At 64.9% G+C, this 20,854-nt stretch carries 19 protein-coding genes; 11 read left to right on the forward strand and 8 right to left on the reverse strand.

Annotated features, from left to right (window positions below; translation table 11 throughout):
• The first annotated feature begins 24 nt into the window (after positions 1 to 24).
• The 3 genes from CLN94_RS11875 (at position 25) to CLN94_RS11885 (ending at position 3,055) form a co-directional block, all read left to right on the forward strand.
• Positions 25 to 891, forward strand: coding sequence for a DMT family transporter (locus CLN94_RS11875; protein WP_096434167.1), 867 nt, complete (start codon positions 25 to 27; stop codon positions 889 to 891).
• A gap of 118 nt (positions 892 to 1,009) precedes the next feature.
• Entirely contained in the window at positions 1,010 to 2,284 is a 1,275-nt protein-coding gene (gene eno / locus CLN94_RS11880) for a phosphopyruvate hydratase (protein ID WP_096434168.1), read from the forward strand.
• A gap of 144 nt (positions 2,285 to 2,428) precedes the next feature.
• On the forward strand, positions 2,429 to 3,055 hold the full coding sequence (locus tag CLN94_RS11885) for a DUF2238 domain-containing protein (protein ID WP_096434169.1): 627 nt from the start codon (positions 2,429 to 2,431) through the stop codon (positions 3,053 to 3,055).
• Here CLN94_RS11885 and CLN94_RS11890 read toward each other — a convergent pair.
• Positions 3,039 to 4,166, reverse strand: a complete 1,128-nt coding sequence (locus tag CLN94_RS11890) for an anhydro-N-acetylmuramic acid kinase (RefSeq protein ID WP_096434170.1) — start codon at positions 4,164 to 4,166, stop codon at positions 3,039 to 3,041. The two genes, CLN94_RS11885 and CLN94_RS11890, sit on opposite strands and share 17 nt — an antisense overlap.
• 59 nt (positions 4,167 to 4,225) lie before the next feature.
• Here CLN94_RS11890 and tyrS point away from each other — a divergent pair, with 59 nt between their 5' ends.
• Positions 4,226 to 5,476: a tyrosine--tRNA ligase gene (tyrS, locus tag CLN94_RS11895; RefSeq protein WP_096434171.1), complete on the forward strand. Its 1,251-nt coding sequence runs from the start codon at positions 4,226 to 4,228 to the stop codon at positions 5,474 to 5,476.
• Between the two features lie 155 nt (positions 5,477 to 5,631).
• Here the strand turns inward: tyrS and CLN94_RS11900 are convergent, their stop codons facing one another.
• Together CLN94_RS11900 and CLN94_RS11905 are read right to left on the reverse strand one after the other, a co-directional pair.
• Positions 5,632 to 6,216 carry a peptidylprolyl isomerase gene (locus CLN94_RS11900; protein ID WP_096434172.1) on the reverse strand — a complete coding sequence of 195 codons (585 nt, stop codon included), beginning with the start codon at positions 6,214 to 6,216 and terminating at the stop codon, positions 5,632 to 5,634.
• The gene (locus CLN94_RS11905) at positions 6,209 to 6,715 is read right to left on the reverse strand and encodes a peptidylprolyl isomerase (protein ID WP_096434173.1); all 507 of its coding nucleotides are present in this window, start codon (positions 6,713 to 6,715) and stop codon (positions 6,209 to 6,211) included. Before CLN94_RS11905 ends, CLN94_RS11900 begins: the two co-directional genes overlap by 8 nt.
• A 156-nt stretch (positions 6,716 to 6,871) precedes the next feature.
• Here CLN94_RS11905 and CLN94_RS11910 point away from each other — a divergent pair, with 156 nt between their 5' ends.
• The 7 genes from CLN94_RS11910 to CLN94_RS11940 all read left to right on the forward strand — a co-directional run bounded on the left by CLN94_RS11910 (position 6,872) and on the right by CLN94_RS11940 (position 13,964).
• A complete protein-coding gene (locus CLN94_RS11910; RefSeq protein WP_096434174.1) occupies positions 6,872 to 8,068 on the forward strand; it encodes a phosphoglycerate kinase in 1,197 nt (398 codons plus the stop codon).
• Between the two features lie 201 nt (positions 8,069 to 8,269).
• Positions 8,270 to 9,163 carry a fructose bisphosphate aldolase gene (locus tag CLN94_RS11915; RefSeq protein WP_096434175.1) on the forward strand — a complete coding sequence of 298 codons (894 nt, stop codon included), beginning with the start codon at positions 8,270 to 8,272 and terminating at the stop codon, positions 9,161 to 9,163.
• 159 nt (positions 9,164 to 9,322) lie between these two features.
• Positions 9,323 to 9,616, forward strand: coding sequence for an FtsB family cell division protein (locus tag CLN94_RS11920; RefSeq protein WP_096434176.1), 294 nt, complete (start codon positions 9,323 to 9,325; stop codon positions 9,614 to 9,616).
• Positions 9,617 to 9,778: 162 nt separating this feature from the next.
• Positions 9,779 to 10,798 (forward strand): pyruvate dehydrogenase (acetyl-transferring) E1 component subunit alpha, encoded by a 1,020-nt coding sequence (gene pdhA, locus CLN94_RS11925; RefSeq protein WP_096434177.1) that lies wholly within the window; start codon positions 9,779 to 9,781, stop codon positions 10,796 to 10,798.
• 13 nt (positions 10,799 to 10,811) lie between these two features.
• On the forward strand, positions 10,812 to 12,176 hold the full coding sequence (locus CLN94_RS11930) for a pyruvate dehydrogenase complex E1 component subunit beta (protein ID WP_096434178.1): 1,365 nt from the start codon (positions 10,812 to 10,814) through the stop codon (positions 12,174 to 12,176).
• Positions 12,177 to 12,188: 12 nt separating this feature from the next.
• A complete protein-coding gene (locus CLN94_RS11935; RefSeq protein ID WP_096434179.1) occupies positions 12,189 to 13,481 on the forward strand; it encodes a pyruvate dehydrogenase complex dihydrolipoamide acetyltransferase in 1,293 nt (430 codons plus the stop codon).
• 144 nt (positions 13,482 to 13,625) lie between these two features.
• The gene (locus tag CLN94_RS11940; RefSeq protein WP_179300305.1) at positions 13,626 to 13,964 is read left to right on the forward strand and encodes a carboxymuconolactone decarboxylase family protein; all 339 of its coding nucleotides are present in this window, start codon (positions 13,626 to 13,628) and stop codon (positions 13,962 to 13,964) included.
• 67 nt (positions 13,965 to 14,031) lie between these two features.
• Here the strand turns inward: CLN94_RS11940 and cysE are convergent, their stop codons facing one another.
• The 5 genes from cysE to CLN94_RS11965 all read right to left on the reverse strand — a co-directional run bounded on the left by cysE (position 14,032) and on the right by CLN94_RS11965 (position 20,847).
• Positions 14,032 to 14,853 (reverse strand): serine O-acetyltransferase, encoded by an 822-nt coding sequence (gene cysE / locus CLN94_RS11945; RefSeq protein WP_096434181.1) that lies wholly within the window; start codon positions 14,851 to 14,853, stop codon positions 14,032 to 14,034.
• Between the two features lie 83 nt (positions 14,854 to 14,936).
• Complete coding sequence (locus tag CLN94_RS11950; RefSeq protein WP_096434182.1) at positions 14,937 to 18,878, reverse strand: baseplate multidomain protein megatron; 3,942 nt, start codon at positions 18,876 to 18,878, stop codon at positions 14,937 to 14,939.
• Between the two features lie 12 nt (positions 18,879 to 18,890).
• Positions 18,891 to 19,328: a C40 family peptidase gene (locus CLN94_RS11955; protein WP_096434183.1), complete on the reverse strand. Its 438-nt coding sequence runs from the start codon at positions 19,326 to 19,328 to the stop codon at positions 18,891 to 18,893.
• Entirely contained in the window at positions 19,325 to 20,215 is an 891-nt protein-coding gene (locus CLN94_RS11960) for a DUF2163 domain-containing protein (RefSeq protein ID WP_096434184.1), read from the reverse strand. The genes CLN94_RS11955 and CLN94_RS11960 overlap by 4 nt, the downstream gene beginning before the upstream one ends.
• Positions 20,215 to 20,847: a DUF2460 domain-containing protein gene (locus tag CLN94_RS11965; RefSeq protein ID WP_096434185.1), complete on the reverse strand. Its 633-nt coding sequence runs from the start codon at positions 20,845 to 20,847 to the stop codon at positions 20,215 to 20,217. Before CLN94_RS11965 ends, CLN94_RS11960 begins: the two co-directional genes overlap by 1 nt.
• Positions 20,848 to 20,854 lie beyond the last annotated feature (7 nt).

The raw sequence follows: 20,854 nt of genomic DNA on the forward strand, positions 1-20,854 counted from the left end.
TTGACCGCCTGATCAGGAAAACCCATGGAAAACGTGCGCGGCAGCCTCTTGATGGTTCTGGCGATGGCGGGCTTCGCGCTCGAGGACATGTTCGTCAAATCGCTGTCCGAGCGCCTGCCCGTGGGCGAGGTGCTGGCGCTTTTGGGCGCGGGCGGCGCGATGCTGTACGCGAGCCTCGCGATCTACCGGCGCGAGCGGCTGATCTCGGGCGACCTGCTGCGCGGCGCGGTGATCGGGCGCAACCTGACCGAGCTGATCGGCACCATGGCCTTTGTCTGCGCGATCGCGTTTACGCCCTTGGCACAGGCCTCGGCGATCTTGCAGGCGACGCCTTTGGCGGTGACGCTGGGCGCGGCGCTGTTTCTGGGCGAGCAGGTCGGCTGGAGGCGCTGGTCGGCGATCGTGGTGGGCTTCATCGGCGTGCTGATCGTGATCCGGCCGGGGACCGAGGGCTTCTCGGTGCTGTCGCTGCTGGCGGTGGCGGCGGTGATCGGGCTGGCCGCGCGCGACGTGATTACCCGGCGGGTGCCGAAAACCATCTCGTCGCTGCAGCTTGCGACCTATGGCTTTGCCTCGGTGGTGCCGGCGGGCTTCTTTCTGATGTGGCTGCGCGGCAATGGGTTCGTGGCGCCGGCGGCGATGGACTGGGCGCAGATCGGCGGGGCGATCCTGTTCGGCACGGGCGGCTATTACGCGCTGATCGCGGCGATGCGGATCGGTGAGGTCTCGGTGATCACGCCGTTCCGCTATACGCGGCTTCTGTTTGCGCTGGTGATCGGCTGGCTGGTGTTTTCCGAACCGGTCGATCAGGCGACGCTTTGGGGCGGCGCAGTGATCGTGGCGTCGGGGCTTTACACGCTCTGGCGGCAGGCGCGCGCCCGGCGCCGCTGAGCTTTCGTCGCTAACATCGCCAAAGCGGCGCTTTTGCACGCGATCCGCCCTTTTCCCAGCGCAGGCGCCGGTCTATAGAGGCCGCGAAAATGCAGCTTTGACCCAGACGGGGGACATTATGAGCACGATCATCGATATCCACGCGCGCGAAATTCTCGACAGCCGCGGCAACCCGACCGTCGAGGTGGACGTGATCCTCGAAGACGGCACCATGGGCCGTGCCGCCGTTCCCTCGGGCGCCTCGACCGGCGCGCATGAGGCCGTTGAGCGCCGCGACGGCGACAAGTCGCGCTACATGGGCAAGGGCGTGCTCGATGCCGTCATGGCCGTGAATGGCGAGATCGCCGAGAACCTCGTGGGCGAGGATGTCACCGAGCAGGTCGAGATCGACCGCGCGATGATCGAGCTCGATGGCACCGAGAACAAGGGCCGTCTGGGCGCGAACGCGATCCTCGGCGTGTCGCTGGCCTGCGCCAAGGCCGCTGCCGATTACACCTCGCAGCCGCTTTATCGCTACGTCGGCGGCACCTCGGCGCGCATCCTGCCGGTGCCGATGATGAACATCATCAACGGCGGCGAGCATGCCGACAACCCGATCGACATTCAGGAATTCATGATCATGCCGGTCTCGGCGGGCAATATCCGCGACGCGGTGCGCATGGGTTCGGAAGTGTTCCACACGCTGAAAAAAGAGCTGACCGCGCAGGGCCTGTCGACCGGCCTTGGCGACGAGGGCGGCTTTGCGCCGAACATCGCCTCGACCACCGCGGCGCTGGACCTGATCCTGAGCTCGATCGAGAAAGCGGGCTACAAGCCGGGCGAGGATATCTATCTCGCGCTCGACTGCGCCTCGACCGAGTATTTCAAGAACGGCAAATACGAGATGAAGGGCGAGGGCCTGAGCCTGACCTCGGAAGAAAACGCCGAATACCTCGCCAAGCTCTGCGCGCAATACCCGATCATCTCGATCGAGGACGGCATGTCGGAAGACGACTGGGCGGGCTGGAAGATCCTGACCGAGAAACTGGGCGACAAGGTTCAGCTGGTCGGTGACGACCTGTTCGTGACCAACCCCAAGCGTCTGGCCGAGGGCATCAAGGCGGGCGTCGCCAACTCGATGCTGGTCAAGGTGAACCAGATCGGCTCGCTGACCGAGACGCTGCAGGCGGTCGAGATGGCGCATCGCGCACGCTACACCAACGTGATGTCGCACCGCTCGGGCGAGACCGAGGACGCGACCATCGCGGACCTCGCGGTTGCCACCAACTGCGGCCAGATCAAGACCGGCTCGCTGGCGCGGTCGGACCGGCTGGCGAAATACAACCAGCTGATCCGCATCGAGGAAATGCTGGGCGCTTCGGCGGAATATGCGGGCCGCTCGATCCTGAAGTGATCGCGGCACAGAGCGGATCAGAGGGGGCCTTCGGGCCCCCTTTTTCATGCGCTCCGCGCGGGGAGTATTTGCGGCTCGATGAAAGCGCGGGGTTGCGCGGCGGGCCAAAGCGCCCATCTTGGGGAAAAGCCCCGGAGGTTTGCCATGCCGCTCCCAAGCCATATCACCCCCGCCGAAAAGCAGATCGGGATATTCACTGCGCTTTACGTGATCGGGTTTTCCGCCTGGTTCCTCGCCATCGGCAACATGGAGTTTGTCGTCTATATCGTCACCATGCTGATCCTGATCGGGCTGATCGGATCGAGCCTGCGCTCGGCCGAGTATCCGCCGGCGATGCTCTGGGCGCTCTCGGGCTGGGGGTTCCTGCATATGGCGGGGGGCGGCGTGCCGGTGGGCGAGAGCGTGCTTTACGGCGTGCAGCTGATCCCGATCATCTCGGACGGGCAAGGCGAGATGACGATTCTGAAATATGACCAGGTCGTGCATGGCTTTGGCTTCGGGGTGACGGCCTGGGTGCTTTGGCACCTCTTGGTGCGCCATTTCCCGACCGTGCGCGGCACCTGGACCAGTTACACCTACCCCGCGCTCGCCGCGATGGGGCTGGGCGCGGTGAACGAGATCATCGAGTTCTCGGCGGTGGTGATGGTCGAGGACACGGGCGTGGGCGGCTATTTCAACACCGCGCTCGACCTTGTGTTCAACGGCGCGGGCGCGGTGATCGCGATGCTGGCGGTGGCCTGGCGCGAGCGCAGCCTTAGCCCGGCTGGCTGAGCCGGCCGCCGCCTACCTGCGCGGCAACGCCCGTGGTCGCGGGCCCTGAGGTCGGCAGGCCCTGCGCCACGCGCAGCGCGAGATGGGCAAAGGCCTGCGCTTCGAGCATGTCGCCATCGAGGCCCAGATCCTCGATCGGCTCGACCCGGCAGGAAAACCGGCGCGCGAGTTCCACCATCAGCGCGGCATTGAGCCGCCCGCCGCCCGCGACATAGATCGCCTCTGGCAGGGTCGGGAAATGCTCGGCACCGCGCTCGACAGCCGCCGCGGCGCAGGCCGTAAGCGTCGCCGCCGCATCGGCATCGGACAGATCGGCGACGGCGTCGAGGATGCCATGGAAATCGTTCCGGTCCAAAGACTTGGGCGGCATTTTCAGAAAATAGGGATGGGTCAGGAAGCCTGCGACGACCGCCGCATCCGCCCTGCCTTGCAGCGCCAGATCACCGCCTTCGTCGCAGGCCATGCCAAGGCGCGCGGCCATCAGATCGTTCAGCGGCGCATTCGCGGGGCCGGTATCGAAGGCGAGGATCGCGCCCGCCTGCTCGGGCTCTTCGGCGCGCGGATCGAGCCAGGTGACATTGCCGACGCCGCCAAGGTTCAGCAACGCGACCGGCGCCACCATCCCGGCATATTGCGCGCAGGCAAAGTGGAAATAGGGCGCGAGCGGCGCGCCCTGCCCGCCCAGCATCACGTCGGACGAGCGGAAATCCCAGACCACCGGAACACCGAGGCATTCCGCCAGCACCGCCCCGTCCCCTGCCTGATGCGTGCGCGGCGCGCCTTGCAGACCGAGCGGGTCGTGCGCCAGCGTCTGGCCGTGAAACCCGATCACCTCGGGCGCGCAGTCGGGGTGATCGGCGATCATCCGGGCCAGAAGCTCGGCATGGGCGGTCTCGACGACCTCGGCGGCCTCGGCCACGCCCGGCTCACCCGGCCAGCGCCCGAGCGCCGCACGCAGCACCGCGCGCTCGGCCTCGGTGTAGGGGCGATAGCCGGTCGGGCCGAAGCCCTCGATCCGCCGCCCGTCGCCGCGCAGGAAAGCCGCGTCCACGCCATCGAGCGACGTGCCCGACATCGTCCCCAAGGCCCATTGCGTTTTCAGCTTCGTCATGGCTTCCCCTCGCCCTGCCTGACCGATATAGACATGCGCGCAAGAGAGGGACAAGCACGATGACCTACCATCCGAAATCAGACTTCATGCGCGTGATGATCGAGCGGGGCTTTCTGGCCGACTGCACCGATTATCAGGGGCTGGACGAGGCTTTGGTCAAGGGCACCGTGCCGGGCTATATCGGCTTTGACGCGACGGCAAAATCGCTGCATGTCGGCTCGCTGATCCAGATCATGATGCTGCGTTGGCTGCAGAAGACCGGCCACAAGCCGATCACGCTGATGGGCGGGGGCACCACCAAGGTGGGCGACCCGAGCTTTCGCGCCGATGAGCGCCCGCTGCTGACGACCGAGCAGATCGACGACAATATCGCGGGCATCAAGAAGGTGTTTGCGAAATACATCGACTATGCCGAGGGGCCCTCGGGCGCCCTGATGCTGAACAATGCCGAATGGCTCGACGGGCTGAACTACCTCGATTTCCTGCGCGACATCGGGCGCCATTTCAGCGTGAACCGGATGCTGTCGTTTGAATCGGTGAAGTCGCGGCTTGACCGCGAGCAATCGCTCAGCTTCCTCGAATTCAACTACATGATCCTGCAGGCCTATGACTTCCTCGAACTGAACCGCCGCTATGGCTGCCTGCTGCAGATGGGCGGCTCGGACCAGTGGGGCAATATCGTCAACGGGATCGACCTGACGCGCCGCGTGCTCGACCAGGAGATCTACGGCCTGACCTCGCCGCTGCTGACCACCTCGGACGGCAAGAAGATGGGCAAGTCGCAAAACGGCGCGATCTGGCTCAATGAGGACATGCTGAGCCCCTACGAGTTCTGGCAGTTCTGGCGCAACACCACCGACGCCGATGTCGGCCGCTTCCTCAAGCTCTATACCGAGCTGCCCGTCGACGAATGCGACCGGCTCGGCGCGCTTGAGGGCTCCGAGATCAACGCCGCCAAGATCATCCTCGCCAATGAGGTCACCGCGCTTTGCCATGGCCGCGCCGCAGCCGAGGCCGCCGAGGCCACCGCGCGCGAGGTGTTTGAAAAGGGCGGCGTGGGCGAGGACCTGCCGACGCTCACGCTGGGCGCGGACGAGCTGGGTGAGGGTATCAGCCTCGCGCAGCTGGTGGTGCGCTCGGGGCTGGCGAAATCCGGCAAGGACGGCAAACGCCTGATCGCCGAGGGCGGGCTGAAGGTGAATGACGAGACCTGCACCGACGCGGGCCGCATGTTCACCGCAGCCGATTTCGACCCGCCGGTGAAGCTGAGCGCAGGCAAGAAACGCCACGCGTTGGTGGAACTGGGCTGAGCTTCCGGGGCGCCGCCCCGGACCCCGGGATATTTCCGGCAAAATGAAGAAGGGCGCCCGCGGGAAACTGGGGCGCCCTTTGGCTTTCATCGAGCCCGAAATACTCCGGGGGGTGAGGCGCGCGAGCGCCGAAGGGGGCAGCGCCCCCCTGCCCCTTATTCCTCGACCGTGGCCGAGACGATGTAATCGGGGTCTTCGCTGACCACACCATTGGCGTAGGGCGAGCCCTTCTTGATCTGGTCGACGACCTCAAGCCCTTCGACGACATGGCCGAACAGCGTGTACTGCCCGTCGAGCGAGGTCGCCGGGTCGGTCATGATGAAGAATTGCGAGTTGGCCGAGTTCGGATCGGCGGCGCGCGCCATGCCGACCATGCCGCGCTGGAAGCTGCGGTTCGAGGCTTCGAGCGGCAGGTCGGGGTAATCCGAACCACCAACGCCCGCCATCGTGGTATCGCCGCCGCGTTTGCCGAAGCGCACGTCGCCGGTCTGGGCCATGAAGCCCTCGATCACGCGGTGGAAGATCACGCCGTCATAGGCGCCATCCTTGGCAAGCTGGATCATCCGCTCGACATGTTTGGGTGCGACATCGGGCAGCAGGTCGATCACGACCTTGCCCGAGACCTGCCCGCCGATTTCCAGAACGAGGTTCGGACCGGCGGTGTCGGGCACGCCAGAGCCTTCGGCGAAGGCGCCGGTGGCAAGCGAGGCGAGGAGGACGGAAGCGAGAAGCTTACGCATCAGCAGCCACCTTCACCGAGATCATGCGGTCGGGGCTCGCCGGCGGCTCGCCGCGCGCGATCTTGTCGACATGCTCCATCCCCGAGATCACCCGACCGTAGACGGTGTACTGGCGGTTCAGGAAGTGGTTGTCGGCGAAGTTGATGAAGAATTGCGAATTCGCCGAATGCGGATTCATCGAGCGCGCCGCGCCCAAGGTGCCGCGATCATGGGGGATTCCGGAGAATTCCGCCTTGAGGTCGGGGTATTGCGACCCGCCCGTGCCGGCGCGGCGCGGGTTGTAGTCTTTTTCCATATTGGCGTTTTCCACGTCGCCGGTCTGGGCCATGAAGCCCTCGATCACGCGGTGGAAGGCGACGTTGTCATAGGCGCCGTCGCGGGCGAGCTGTTTCATCCGCTCGCAATGACCGGGGGCGATGTCGGTCAGCAGCTCGATGACGACGGGGCCGTCCCTCAGCTCGATGATGATGGTATTCTCGGGGTCTTTGATTTCGGCCATGAATGGTCTCCTCGGAATTTGGAGGGACTTTAGGCAAGCGCGCGGGCAATGGGAAGGTGAAACGGATCACGAGACGTTGACGCCCGCGCCCCTTCGGGGCAATTTGCACCCGCCGTGCGACCACGGCCCCCACCTTGCGAAACCTGGAGATTGACGATGGCTTGGAAAACGCTCGACGAGATGGATCTGGCGGGCAAGGTGGTGCTTGTGCGCGTCGATATCAACGTGCCGGTGGAAAACGGCGTGGTGACCGATGCGACGCGGATCGAAAAGATCGCCCCCACCGTCAAGTTCATCATGGCGCAAGGCGGCAAGCCGGTTCTGCTGGCGCATTTCGGCCGCCCCAAGGGCAAGGTCGTCCCCGAGATGAGCCTGCGCCCTCTGGTTCCGGCGCTGGAAGCGGCGATGGGTTGCCCGGTGCGCTTCGCCGAGGATTGCATCGGTGGCCCCGCCAAGCGTGCGGTCGCGGCGCTGGCCGAGGGCGAGGTGCTCTTGCTGGAGAACACCCGCTTCCATGCGGGCGAGGAAAAGAATGACCCGCAGATGTCGGCCTCGCTGGCGGCTCTGGGCGAGGTTTACGTGAATGATGCCTTCTCGGCGGCGCACCGTGCGCATAGCTCGACCGAAGGCGTGGCGCATCTGCTGCCCTCGGCGGCCGGGCGCCTGATGGAAGCCGAACTCAAGGCGCTGGAGGCGGCGCTTGGCAACCCCGCACGCCCGGTGACGGCGGTCGTGGGCGGCGCCAAGGTCTCGACCAAGCTCGACCTGCTGGGCAATCTCGTGGCCAAGGTCGACAACCTCGTGATCGGCGGCGGGATGGCGAATACCTTCCTCGTCGCGCAGGGCATCGACATCGGCAAGTCGCTGGCCGAGCATGACATGGCCGAGACCGCGCGCGAAATCCTCGGCAAGGCCGAGGCGGCAGGCTGCCGGATCGTGCTGCCCTCGGATGTGGTGGTTGCGCGCGAGTTCAAGGCGGGGGCCGAGAACGAAGTGGTCGCCGCGACCGCCTGCCCGTCCGACGCGATGATCCTTGATGCCGGGCCCGATGCCGTGGCCGAGATCATCCGCGTCTTCGAGGCCTCGAAGACCCTGATCTGGAACGGCCCGCTGGGCGCCTTTGAAATCGCGCCGTTTGATACCGCGACCAATGCGGCGGCGGCGCGGGCGGCGGAGCTGACCGAAGCGGGCGGGCTGACTTCGGTCGCGGGCGGTGGCGACACGGTCGCGGCGCTGAACAAGTCGGGGGCTGCGGCGAAGTTCTCCTATATCTCGACCGCGGGCGGGGCCTTCCTCGAATGGATGGAAGGCAAGGAATTGCCGGGCGTGGCGGCGCTGGATCAGGACGACTGAGCCACGGGCAACTGGTGGAACGAAATCGGGGCGGACCATCGGGTTCGCCCTTTTTCTTAGCACCCTGCCCGCGCGGCGCCGCGGAAAAGCGCTGAGCGCCACGCGCGTTAGCGCCACCAGAATTGCACCGCCGCGTCCGAGTCGCTATCTGCGGGGGCGACGGCCCGAGGCCGAAACCAATTCCATTCCGGGGGACCGAAGATGTCGAACGCCAAGCAGACCGAACAGATGCAAAAAGGTGCGGGCTTCATCGCCGCGCTCGACCAGTCGGGCGGCTCGACGCCGAAGGCGCTGCGCCTCTATGGCATCACCGAAGACGCCTATTCGAACGAAACCGAGATGTTCGACCTGATCCACCAGATGCGCGGCCGGATCATCAAATCGCCCGCCTTCACCGGTGACAAAGTGATCGGCGCGATCCTGTTCGAGCAGACGATGGACCGCGCGATCGACGGCATCCCGACCGCGACCTACCTTTGGGAACAGCGCGGCGTCGTGCCCTTCCTCAAGATCGACAAGGGCCTCGCCGACGAGGTCAACGGCTGCCAGATGCTGAAGCCGATCCCGGGGCTCGATGCGCTTTTGGAGCGCGCTGCGAAGGCGGGCATCTTCGGCACCAAGGAGCGCTCGGTGATCTCGGCCGCGAATGAAGAGGGCATCAAGGCCGTCGTCGCGCAGCAGTTCGAGCTGGGCAATCAGGTTCTTTCGCATGGGCTCGTGCCGATCATCGAGCCCGAGGTGACGATTTCCATCGCCGACAAGGCCGGGGCCGAGGCGATCCTGCGCGCGGCCCTTCTGGCCGAGCTCGACAAGCTGCCCGCCGACAAGCAAGTGATGCTGAAGCTCACGCTGCCCGCCGAGCCGAATTTCTACAAGCCGCTGGTCGACCATCCGCGCGTGATGAAGGTCGTGGCGCTCTCGGGCGGTTATTCGCGCGACGACGCGAACGCGATGCTGGCCAAGAACACCGGCATGATTGCCTCGTTCTCGCGCGCGCTGACCGAGGGGCTGAGCGCGCAGCAGTCGGATGCGGAATTCGACACGATGCTGGGCGCTGCGATCCAGTCGATCTACGCGGCCTCGATCGCCGGCTGATCGGCCCGATATCACGCTGGCGCCCGCCGCTTTGGCGGGCGTTTTGCGTTGCGCCAGAAGAAATCCGCCACAGCCCCCGCGCGGGGGATTCCCTTTGCGAATCACCTGTGGCATGATCCCCGAAACGCCCGTCAGAGGCGCATCCGAGGCAGTGAGAGCATGAGTAAACGTCTGGATCTTCGTACGATGGTCGCCGTGCTGGGCGCGATGCTGGCCTGCGCCTATTTCGCCATGTCGGCGATCCAGGGCGGCTCGGGCATCTTTCGCCGCGTCCAGATCGAGGCCGAGATCGTCGAGATGACCCGCGAGCGCGATGCGCTGCGCAGCGAAGTCGAGCGTATGGCAAACCTCACGCATCGGCTCTCGGATGCCTATCTCGATCTCGACCTGCTCGATGAACGCGCCCGCGACGTGCTTGGCACGATGCGCAGCGACGAGATCGTCATCCGCTGATCCTTCCCGAAATTCCTGTCTCACGCTGGGCGCAAAACGCGCTTCCGGCGAGATTTGGCCTGCGCCGACGCCACGTCAGCAGGAATGATTGCAACGGCGCGCGCAATGCGCTAATAACTAGTTTAACGTTGAACTATCCGTTTGTTTCGGGAGGAACACCCCATGACACCGCGTAAGGGCGAGGCGAAACAGCCTGCCGCCAAACCCAATATTTCCGGAGAAGACCTGCTGTCCTATTACCGCGACATGCTGCTGATCCGGCGTTTCGAGGAAAAGGCCGGCCAGCTTTACGGCATGGGCCTGATCGGCGGCTTCTGTCACCTCTATATTGGCCAGGAGGCCGTGGTGGTCGGGCTCGAAGCCGCCGCCGAAGAGGGCGACAAGCGCATCACCTCCTATCGCGACCACGGCCACATGCTGGCCTGCGGGATGGACGCCAAGGGTGTGATGGCGGAACTGACCGGGCGCATCGGCGGCTATTCCAAAGGCAAGGGCGGCTCGATGCACATGTTCTCGAAAGAGAAGCATTTCTACGGCGGCCATGGCATCGTCGGCGCGCAGGTGCCGCTGGGCGCGGGCCTCGCCTTCGCCGACAAATACCTTGAGAACGGCCGCGTGACCTTTGCCTATTTCGGCGATGGCGCGGCGAACCAGGGCCAGATCTACGAGACCTTCAACATGGCGGCGCTGTGGAAGCTGCCGGTGATCTTCGTGATCGAGAACAACCAATATGCCATGGGCACGGCGCAGAAGCGCTCGACCTCGACCCCCGATCTCTACACGCGCGGCGAGGCCTTTGGCATTCCGGGCGAGGTGGTCGACGGCATGGACGTGCTGGCGGTCAAGGATGCGGGCGAGCGCGCGGTGGCGCATTGCCGCGCGGGCGAAGGCCCCTACATCCTCGAGGTGAAGACCTATCGCTACCGTGGCCACTCGATGTCGGACCCGGCGAAATACCGCACCCGCGAAGAGGTGCAGAAGATGCGCGAAGAGCGCGACGCGATCGAACATGTGCGCGACCTGCTGCTGACCGGCAAGCACGCCACCGAGGATGACCTCAAGTCGATCGACCGCGAGATCAAGGCGATCGTCAACGAATCCGCCGAATTCGCCAAGGAAAGCCCGGAGCCGCCGCTGGAAGAGCTCTGGACCGATATTTACGCCGAAAGCGTCAAGGGCTGAGGGGGAACAACCGATGGCTACCGAAATTCTGATGCCCGCCCTGTCGCCGACCATGGAGGAAGGCACGCTGGCGAAATGGCTTAAAAAAGAAGGCGATACGATCGCTGCGGGCGATATTATCGCCGAGATCGAGACCGACAAGGCGACGATGGAATTCGAGGCGGTGGATGAAGGCATCCTTGGCCGCATCCTGGTGCCGGAAGGCTCGGCGGGGGTGAAAGTGAACACCCCGATCGCGATCATGGTCGAAGAAGGCGAAAGCGCCGATGCGGTTCCGGCTGCGGCCGCGCCCGCAGCTGAGGCCCCTGCCCCGGTCGAAGCTGCGGCCCCGGCTGCGGCGGCAGCGCCCGAAATGCCCGCGCGCGACACTTCGCCCGACTGGCCCGAAGGCACCGAAATGAAGACCATGACGGTCCGTGAGGCGCTGCGCGAGGCGATGGCCGAAGAGATGCGCGGCGACGCGGGCGTCTATCTGATGGGTGAGGAAGTCGGCGAATACCAGGGCGCCTACAAGATCAGCCAGGGCCTTCTGGACGAGTTCGGCGCCAAGCGCGTGATTGACACGCCGATCACCGAATATGGTTTCGCCGGGATCGCGGTGGGCTCGGCCTTTGGCGGACTGAAGCCGATCGTCGAATTCATGACCTTCAACTTCGCGATGCAGGCGATCGACCACATCATCAACTCGGCCGCCAAGACGCTGTACATGTCGGGGGGCCAGATGGGCTGCCCGATCGTGTTCCGCGGCCCGAATGGCGCGGCGGCGCGCGTGGGCGCGCAGCACTCGCAGGATTACGCGGCGTGGTACGCGCAGATCCCGGGCCTGAAAGTGGTCATGCCCTATTCGGCAGCCGATGCGAAAGGCCTGCTGAAACAGGCGATCCGCGACCCGAACCCGGTTATTTTCCTGGAAAACGAGATCCTCTACGGGCGCTCGTTCGAGGTGCCGGTGCTCGACGATTTCACCATCCCCTTCGGCAAGGCCAAGATCTGGCGCGAGGGTTCGGATGTGACCATCGTCAGCTTCGGCATCGGTATGGCGCATGCGCTGGAGGCCGCCGACAAGCTCGCCGCCGAGGGGATCTCGGCCGAGGTGATCGACCTGCGTACGCTGCGCCCGATCGACTATGACACGGTGATCGCCTCGGTGATGAAGACCAACCGTTGCGTCACCGTCGAAGAGGGCTTCCCGGTCGCTTCGATCGGCAACCACCTGAGCGCCGTGATCATGGAGCGCGCCTTCGATTATCTCGATGCGCCGGTCATCAACTGCACCGGCAAGGACGTGCCGATGCCCTATGCGGCGAACCTCGAGAAGCTGGCGCTGATCACCTCGGACGAGGTGGTGGCCGCCGTCAAATCCGTGACCTATCGCTAAGGGAGAGAGACCATGGCAACCGAAATTCTGATGCCCGCGCTGTCCCCCACGATGGAGGAAGGCACGCTGGCGAAATGGCTGGTGAAAGAGGGCGATACCGTCTCGGCGGGCGACATTCTGGCCGAGATCGAGACCGACAAGGCGACGATGGAGTTCGAAGCCGTCGACGAAGGTGTGATCGGCAAGATCCTGATCGAGGCTGGCGCCTCGGGGGTCAAGGTGAACACGCCGATCGCGGTGCTTCTGGAAGAGGGCGAGGATGCCTCGGCGGCAGTCGTCTCCGCGCCTACGGCGGCAGCACCCGCCCCGGCCCCCACGGCTGCGCCTGCCCCCGCAGCAGCGGCCGCACCGGCACCTGCCGCACCGCAAGCCGCTGACGGGAAACGCGTTTTCGCCTCACCGCTCGCACGGCGCATCGCCGCCGAAAAGGGCATTGACCTTGCCGGCGTCAAGGGCTCTGGCCCGAAAGGTCGGATCGTGAAGGCCGATGTGGACGGCGCGAAACCTGCGGCTGCTCCGGCAGCGGCAGCGCCCGCCCTGGCGGCGGCCCCCGCTGCGACTCCGGCTCCTCAGGCGCCCTCGGCAGCCTCGGTCGCGCGGCTTTACGAGGGCCGCAGCTACGAGGAAATTACGCTTGACGGGATGCGCAAGACGATTGCCGCGCGCCTCACCGAGGCCAAGCAGACGATCCCGCATTTCTACCTGCGGCGCGAAGTTGCGCTCGACAATCTGATGGCGTTCCGCAGCGACCTGAACAAGCAGCTCGAAGGGCGCGGCGTGAAGCTGTCGGTGAACGATTTCATCATCAAGGCCTGCGCGCTGGCGCTGCAGGCGGTGCCGAATGCCAATGCCGTCTGGGCGGGCGATCGGGTTCTGAAGATGAAGGCCTCGGATGTGGCGGTGGCCGTCGCGATCGAAGGCGGGCTGTTCACGCCGGTGCTGCAAGATGCCGAGAGCAAGTCGCTTTCTAAGCTCTCGAGCGAGATGAAAGACCTCGCCAAGCGGGCCCGTGACCGCAAGCTTGCGCCGCATGAATATCAGGGCGGCAGCTTCGCGATCTCGAACCTCGGCATGTTCGGCATCGACAATTTCGACGCCGTCATCAACCCGCCCCATGGCGCGATCCTCGCGGTCGGCTCGGGCGTGAAAAAGCCCGTGGTGACAGAGGATGGCTCGATCGGCGTGGCGACGATGATGTCGATGACGCTCTCGGTCGATCACCGGGTCATCGACGGCGCGCTGGGGGCGGAGCTGCTCAAGGCGATCGTCGAGAACCTCGAGAACCCGCTGACGATGCTGGCCTGAGGCCAGATCGCCCAAAGACTCAGCACTCACAGAAAAGCCCCCTTAATCGGGGGCTTTTTCATGCGTCTTTAGACCAGATCAAAGAAGTTTCACATGGATTTGCTATAGATGCTGCAGATGCATTGTCACGGAAAGGACAAAGCCATGGACGACTGGAAATCTGAACTCGAAACCATCCGCGCCGAGATGGGCGATTATGCCGCCAAACAGGGTGCGACCCAGCAAGGTTTCGCCGCGCTGCACGGCGCCTCGCTCGCGCCGGGCGCTCTGGGCACCAAGGAAAAAGAGCTGATCGCGCTGGCGATCGGGATCGCGCGGCAATGCTCCTACTGCATCGGCATCCACATTCAGGCCTGCATCGCCGCGGGCGCGACCCGCCCCGAGATTGAGGAAACCGTGAACGTCAGCGTGCTGATGGGCGGCGGCCCCGCGCTGATGTATGGGATGAAGGCGCTTGAGGCCTATGATCAGATGAGCGCCTGACGCCAATCTGAAATTAAAAAGGCGGGCCCCGGTTCACACCGCGGGCCCGCCTTTTGATTTCATTTGATTATTCAGATGCGCCGCAGCCCTTGCGCAGCGTCTGGTCCATTTCGGTCGAGGGCTGGTCGCAACCCGCGTCGCCCACGATCTTTGCCGGAACACCCGCCACGGTCTTGCAGCACGGCACGTCATTCAGCACGACAGACCCAGCCGCGATCCGGGTATTGTCACCAATCTTGATATTGCCAAGCACCTTCGCCCCCGCCCCGATCAGCACACCATTGCCGATCTTGGGATGACGGTCTTCCTCTTCCTTGCCGGTACCACCCAGAGTCACCGAATGCAGCATCGAGACATTGTCGCCAACCACCGCCGTCTCACCGATCACGATGGAATGGGCGTGGTCGATCATCACGCCTTTGCCGATGCGCGCGGCCGGGTGAATATCGACACCGAACATTTCCGAGGTGCGCATCTGGATGAAATAGGACATGTCCTTGCGCCCCTGTTTCCAGAGCCAATGCGCGATACGGTAGGCCTGAAGCGCCTGATAGCCCTTGAAGAACAGGATCGGTTGCAGAAGCCGATGGCAGGCTGGGTCCCGCTCGAACACCGCGACCAGATCGGCGCGTGCCGATTGCCCCAGCTCCGGCGAGGTCCGATAGGCCTCGTCGGCGATTTCGCGCAGAATCTGTTCGCTCATCTCGCCCGAGGCGAGCTTGAGTGAAAAGCGATAAGCCAGCGCGCGTTCCAACGTCGGGTGATGCAAGAGCCCGGCATGAATAAGCGCGCCCAGAAGCGGCTCATTGCGCACAGCCTCAATCGCCTCGTCGCAAATCCGCGACCAGACCGGATCGAGGGCAGCCAGTTTCGCATTCCGTTCGGCCATCGCAGCCTCCTTAGTCCTTGCGAAGCCTATCACATAGGCCCCGCAAGGCATAGGGGAAGCCCTTAGCGAACGAAAGTTGAAAATCAGATGCCGACCGAAACGCTGGCAAACAGCCCCGGCCCATAGACATCCGAGACCTGCGCGACCTCCACGTCAAAAGCACCGGTGATGCCGTCGGCAGCTGCCAGCGCCGCCTCGTAAGACCAGGCCGTCAGAGGTAGTTGCAGCTCTCGGCGCACCGCCCCGCCTTCGCGCACTCGCAAGAGGTAACTCTCGCTCACCTCGCCCAGCGGCACTTCGATCCCATCCCAGCTGTCGCCGCCAATCCGCGTCCGCCGGATCCAAGTGAACTCCCAGCCCTCGGCCGTCGGCTTGGCCCGCAGGTGACAGGGCGACAAAGGCCGCAACCCGATCCCCGAAAAGGCCCGCTGCTGATGTACATAGCTCGGGTCTTCGTAGCCCCGCAGTGCCGATCCGATCCGATAATGCCGCGCAAGGTTTCGCATCCCCGGCGTATGCATGATTTGCTGCGGCGCGCCGTCCAGAAGAACGATGACAGAGCCTTCGGGCCAGACTTCGGGCATCAACCGATCCGACCCCAACTGCCCCCGCAGGCGCGTTCCCAGATCCCAGACCCCGGCCTCGATTGGCTCCGCATCGCAGAACTGGAACAACTCCCAATCGTCATCCACGCCATTCCCGATCGCCATCAGGTTCGCCCCCGCCAACACCCGCGCTTCCGAGGCCGCCTCCAACTCGCCCCCGGCCATGCGGACCCGCAAAGCCGCGCCCTTGTCCCAAAGCCCGGTGCGCGACGCATGCAGCGGCGAGAGCGTGCGCCCGATGACAGCACCCTGATCGAGCAAGCTGTTCAGCGTATAACCCGCGTCCTCCGAGGCCGAATAGACCGCGACCGACCCAGGCCAAGGCTGCGCCGTCACCGCCAGATGCGGTGCGTAGGGGTCCTCGGCCCCGCTCATCAGCGGCAGATCCAGGAACACCGGCGTCACCGGCACAGGCGGAACGAAGCCGCGCAGCGTGACCGCCCCCTCGGTCTCATCCGAAGGCAGGTAGACGGCCGGCTCAACCCGCACCGCCTCCATCGTAAGCGCCCCGGCCTGCTCGACCCGGTCGATGCGATAGCGCCGCGTGCCTTCGTCGGTCCGGAGCGCGACCACATCGCCCGCCCCCAGATGGCCGAGCGACGGCGGCAGAGCAAACCGCGCCCCGTCACGCGCGACACGTGCCTCGGCAAGCCAACGCTCGACCGTCCCTTGGGCCTCAGCGCGTGTAAGAACAAGCGGAAGCTCCGACATTGCGACAGACGTCGCCTCCTCATCCGGAAAAATCGCCTCGACCGCGCGCGTCGCATATTCGCCATCCGCCTCGGTGTAGCTCAGACGGACCCGCCCGGCCATTTCCGCATCGGGCGCGCGCAGCGTTTCCAGCAACCCATCCGTCTCGCCCAGCGCCAGATCCTCTTGCGTCAGATGTGCGGAGATCCGGCCTTCGCGCATACGAAAGACGACCAGCCCATCGCGCTCGACCGCCTCAAAGCCGTAACCAAGCATCAGCGATTGCAGGAGCCCGCGCGCCGACACGCCGGATTGGGCAACAAAGCCGCGCACGACCCCGTAAAGCCCGGACACGTCGATATGGTACAGACCGGCCCGCGCACAGATCTCGGCGACGACATGCGACAGGGGCTGCGCCGCCGAACGGCCCGAAATCCAGTGTCCACGTGGGTAATTCCCGGCATCCGACCAAAGATCGCCCAGCGCCGGGAACTGCGGATAGGGACGCGCATCCCAGGCCCAGACATGCGCCTTGGAAAGGTCGATCATCGCCCCGCCGTAGATATCCGAGACCGGGTTGTGTTCTGCACGGCCCCAATAGTCGAGCATCGCCCGCAGATATTGCATCTGGATCACTTCATCGCGGCGCCCGTTCGAATAACGCGGCAGGCTCGATTCCGAACTTTTGGGATCGAGGAACTTGTTGGGCTCATTCGTGCCCTTGTCGACCGCCGCACATCCCAACTCGGTGAACCAGATCGGCTTCGAGCGCGGTTCCCAGACGGTCGGCGCCTCGGAGCGCACGCCCCCGATACGCGGATAGTGGCGGTTCTCCCAGAAACTGCGGATATCCTTGTAGCGCCAGATCCAAGGCTCATCATAGGCGCCATCGGTGATCGGCGTGCGGATCTGCGCATCGCGATGCTCGGCGCCCGCGTAATACCAGTCGAACCCTTCTCCGCCTTCGATATTCGACTGCAGATAGTCGAGATCATAGATCGACCCCCAACCCGCATCCGCGTGATCTTCACCATCGCGCCAATCCGAGAGCGGCACGTAATTGTCGATCCCGATGAAGTCGATATTGGCGTCGGACCAGAGTGGATCGAGATGGAAATAGCGATCGCCCTCGGGGCTCTGATAACCGAAATACTCGCTCCAGTCCGCCGCGTAGCCGATCTTGCACGCAGGCCCCAAGATCGCCCTAACCTCGGCGGCCAGCTCTTTCAGCGCTTCGACGACCGGAAAACTGTCGCCAGAGCCCCGCAATTGCGTCAGCGAGCGCAGCTCGGAGCCAAGGCAAAAGGCCTCCACACCGCCTGCCAGCGCGCACAGATGCGCATAATGCAACACGAACCGACGCAGAGAATATTCCTCGGGGCCGGTATAGGTGACCGTCGTGCCCGAAGCCGCAAAATCCGATACCTGCGCCTGCCCGATGAACGCCGCGATTTCTGCCTCTGCCGCAGTCGAGCGATCCGGGCTACCTTCGCGCCCGGGTGCCACCGAGAGCGTGATCCGACCACGCCAAGGCAAAGCCGCCTGCTCTTCACTCTCGCCCCAGGGATCGGGCAGGCCATTCCCTGCCAGTTGGTCCATCAGCACGAACGGATAGAAAGTTACCGCCTTGCCCGCTGCGTGCAGCGCCTGGATCGCCTCGATCACCGAGGCATCGGCGGGCGTTCCACCATACACGGGCTTATCCTCGAACAACGGCACCTCGGGCACCTGATGCCGCGTCAACCCCGACACAACCCAGGGCATCTTCACACCATCGACCTGCGCATCTGTGACCTTGGGGCGGATCTCGCAGCTGCCACAGCGCAGGTCATTGCCGAACCAGCTCACCACCAGCGAAACGCTTTCACAGGCGGGCAGTTCCTCATCCAACGCCGCAAGGCTCACCGAGAAATCGCTCAGGTCGCCCGTGACATGCTGATTGACCACCTCGCTCTGCGCGCTCAGCCCGACGAACCCGTCCCCCGAGGCGGCATCGGCAATCCCCGCAATCGCCACTTTTGAGGTCGCCAGCGCATATTCCCCCGTTCCCGGGATCATCGAGACCGCGCGCACAGAACCCGCGAGATCGGGCACCTCGGGCAAGACCTCCCCCTGCGCGCGGCGGATCACCTCGAAGGTGAACTGCGGAACACGGTTCCCAAAAGGCGCCAGCTGCAGGTCCTCAAAGACGACATAAGCAATGCCTCGATAGGCGGGCGCATTGTCCAGCCCCTCGACCGCAGCGATCTTGGGGTCCGGCAACTGGTCTTCACTGCCGGTATAGACGCGCATCGTCATCGTCGACGGGTCCAGTTCCATCCCATCGGCCCAGACACGGGCCACGCGCAGGATCTCCCCCTCGCAGATCGCCAGCGCAAGGCTCACCGAATAGCTGTAACTCGTGGTGCTCGGCGTCGGCGTGCCCTTTGAGCCGCTCTTTTTCTTGCGCGTCTCAAGGAAGCGCGTAGCCCAGATCACCTGCGCGCCGAGCCGGTTGCGCCCCCAGGCGATGCCGACCGCCTCGCCTTCGGTGGCCGAGGTCAGGCGGAATCGGTCGATCCGCCCGGTCTCCACCGAGCCCGACCCCGCACCTAAGATACGCTGGTCAATCGCGCGGCCCAGCGTCGCCCCGACCGCCCGGCCGATAACCGCACCGGACATGCCCAGGATCGTCCCTCCGAACCCACCGCCAATTGCGGCCCCCGCCGCCGAAAGCAAAATCGTCGCCATTCGCTGGCTCCTTTACGGAAATTGAAAACGCGCCACGATCCGGCGCCGCCATGGCACGGGCAAAGGCGACTCGATCACCCCATGGCCCGTGTAGGCATGAATGAAACGCGCCTCGCCCCCGATCCCCGAGAGCACGCCCAGATGCTTGGCAACCCCGGAGGCACGCATGCGAAACAGAAGCACCTGCCCCGGCGCTTCGTGCGCGCCCTCGGGCAGCTCGATGAGGTTGCGCCGCGCGCCCTGCCAGAGCGTCTCAACGCGGCTCGGCTCGGACCAATCCGCCGTGTAGGGCGGGATCTGTTCCGGCTCCGCGCCGTAGATCTCGCGCCAGATCCCCCGGATCAGCCCAAGGCAATCCGTACCGACACCACAGACCGAGGCCTGGTGCAGATAGGGCGTGCCGATCCAGCCGCGCGCAATCCCGACCGCCCGCTCTCCCTGCGAGATCATGCAAACAGGCTCCCGCCGTCATTCGCCCCCGCCGAGGTCGGATAGGACATCAGCCAATCCTCGCCCGGAATATGCGGGAAGCCCCTGAAATTGAGGAAGTTGTGGAACTTCAGTTTACAGGTCTCGGGGCGCCGGTCGCAGCCCGCCTCCAGCCGCACCATGTCACCCGGCGCGACATCCGCACCAAGACGTTGCCACAGCTCGACCTCGCGCGCGCCCGTCCCGGAAAGCCGGTCGTTCTTGATCACGCCGACCAGCCCCTTGGCCGCCCCCGAAAGCACGCGCAGGCGCCCCTTCTCGAACCAGCGATCATCGAAACTCGGCAGCGCGGCAAAACGAAAGACTTGCGCCTCTTCGACCCCCTCAAGCGCCAGTTCGACCGAACAGCCCGGCGTGCTCAGGTCAAAGCCGCAGCCCCGATCGCCCAGCACCGCGCCGCAGCGCCCGTGATAGATGCGCCCGGTCTCGTTCGCCAACAGCTCGCTCAGCCCGCGCAGCTCGGCCGTGAACGCGCCCGCGCCGCGCGTGATCTCGCCCAGATGGCCGCGGAACACCAACGCGCGCTCTGAAACTTCGGCCCAGTTCACCAGCCAGGCCCGCACCTCGGCCCCGTCATAGCGCCCCGCCAGCAGGTCCGCCTCGTTGATCGCCGCCGAACTCAGCGCGCCAAAGGCCTCCGAGTTGTCGACCGACAGGCCCGTGCTCTGGCTCAACGCCTTCGCCGTCATACCGGTATCGGGCGCGAAACGGATCCCGTCGAAATCCAGCGCCACGTCGTGATCGGTGAACCCCAGCACCTGCCCGTCGCGGCGTGTCACCGCCCAGGCTCGCGCGATCGTCGTCGCCCCCGAGGCCAGATGTGCCTTCAGCTCTTCGGAATACCCCATCAGATCCGCACCTCCAGCACCGGCACCTGCGGCAGGTCGCCCGCCTGGAACGAGGCAACCGAGACCTGAATGCCATCGGTATCGAAACGCACCGGAACGTCGAACTCGAAGCCCGCCGTGATCCGCGTGCCTTCCGCCGGCGCGTCGTGAAAGGTCACGACACCAGTGCCAAGGTCGATCTCCCAGGCCACAGCCTCGGCCTGATGGTCGCCCTGAACGCCCACCCGCACCGTACCCAGCACCGGCTTTTTGATCGGGCGCGTATATTCGACGCCACCCGAGACATAGGTCTTGGCCAGCTGAAAGCTGCGCGTGACCCCGTCGCCTATGCCGATAAACTGATCCTCGTAATGGGGCGCCCCCGAGGGCGCGCAGGATTTGTAATCGGCCCAGTCCTTCCAGCGGAACCCGTGCAACTGCCCGCCGCGCGCTTCGAAAAACGCAATCAGATCGGCCACGTCATCGAGCGAGCGCAGCCCAACCCCCGCATCGTAACGGCGCCGCGAATGCGCCCAGGGGCTGTTACGCTCTTCGAAACCATTTGCCAGCGTCACGATCTCGGTGCGCCGCTCGGGTCCGCCGACCGAGCCGAAACTCAGGTTCGCCGGAAAGCGGATTTCATGAAATGCCATTGCTCCC

This window comes from Pseudothioclava arenosa, from assembly GCF_002358085.1.
Taxonomy (GTDB): domain Bacteria; phylum Pseudomonadota; class Alphaproteobacteria; order Rhodobacterales; family Rhodobacteraceae; genus Pseudothioclava; species Pseudothioclava arenosa.